This window comes from Streptomyces sp. NPDC020362, assembly GCF_040642095.1.
Taxonomy (GTDB): Bacteria; Actinomycetota; Actinomycetes; order Streptomycetales; family Streptomycetaceae; genus Streptomyces.
This window is the reverse complement of the sequence record NZ_JBFAET010000487.1, coordinates 1-1,171: the sequence shown is the minus strand read 5'-3', so window position 1 is coordinate 1,171 and position 1,171 is coordinate 1. Positions and strand designations below refer to the sequence as shown.

3 protein-coding genes are annotated in these 1,171 nt (G+C 72.8%); all 3 read left to right on the top strand.

Annotation, left to right across the window (positions count from 1 at the left end):
- Window positions 1–13: 13 nt before the first annotated feature.
- Entirely contained in the window at window positions 14–178 is a 165-nt protein-coding gene (locus tag AB0H32_RS48420; RefSeq protein ID WP_361136160.1) for a carotenoid oxygenase family protein, read from the top strand.
- A gap of 168 nt (window positions 179–346) precedes the next feature.
- Window positions 347–556 (top strand): alpha/beta hydrolase, encoded by a 210-nt coding sequence (locus AB0H32_RS48415; protein WP_361136157.1) that lies wholly within the window; start codon window positions 347–349, stop codon window positions 554–556.
- A gap of 339 nt (window positions 557–895) precedes the next feature.
- On the top strand, window positions 896–1,171 hold a 276-nt coding region (locus AB0H32_RS48410; RefSeq protein WP_361136154.1), incomplete at its 3' end, for a 2-dehydropantoate 2-reductase N-terminal domain-containing protein.

Here is a 1,171-nt window from a genome sequence, read left to right as displayed (position 1 = left end):
GGACGACGGCTACCTGCTCACCGTCGTATCCGACCTCAAGCAGGACGCCTCGCAACTCCTCGTCCTCGACGCCTCCGGCCTCAACCAGATCGCCACCGTCCACCTGCCCCGACGGGTGACCGCCGGGATCCACGGCTCCTGGATCCCCGACACCGCCCTGAACGACACCGCGGCCTGAGCCACGGACAGGAGACACACCGGCTCCTGTGGCGGGTCGTGACGCACGGGCCGACTGACTCCAGAGCCCTCGACGGCACCCGCCGACCCGCCCTGGAGCAGCCCGTGCGCATCCCCGCCGCCGTCGGCTGGCGAAGCGCACGTCGAACAACCGCCCCGCCGAAAGGCAGTGGACTGGTCCCCCCGCGCCGGCAGCCTCGCCCTCGCCCCCTACCGCGCTGTCCAGGCCATGGCATCCCAGCTGCCCGGCAGCGTCGTCCTCGCCCGGGAAGGCGACGACTACAGCATGTTCCTCGTCTCCCAGTGCGTACGAGACGCCACCAACCGCTACCTGACCACCCGCACACTGCCACGCCCCGGCGCCACCTGCACCGGCTGACCCCGATCATCACCCCTCCAGCCGAACGTGCCGTTGCCCGGTCCGCGGAGAAATGCCGTCGTGACCAACTCCCCGCCCGCTGAGGGCGACGGACCCGGAGGACCTGCCCCTGTGAGGACTGGACCGCGCACAGGACCACTTTCCGCTCAGCCCTGCGGCTGAGCACCCAATGGGCCCGCCCTGCCACTCCTGCTGGGCGGGCCCGCCTCGCACGGGTCGGCGACCAAGCGAATGCCACCTCCGCCGGCCCGCGGCCGTCCGCTCGGTGGGGCCGGTGGTCAGGGCTGCCGCCCTCGGTCATGCTGGACCCCTCCGCCAAGCCTTCCGGGAGTGAACCGCATGTCCGAGCCCCGTCCCAAGTTCGCAGTCCTCGGCGCGGGCAGCATCGGCTGCCATCTCGGCGGAAGCCTCGCCGCAGCCGGCGCCGACGTCACCCTGATCGGCCGGCCGGCGGCGATGGACGTCCTGCGGGAGAAGGGCTTGACGCTCAGCGACTCGGTCCGCCCGCCCCGGCATCTGCCGCCCGACCGGCTGGCAGTCGCCACCACGCCCGATGCGGCCGCCGAGGCGGACTGTGTGCTGGTCACCGTGAAGACCGCGGCCACCGAGGCCGCC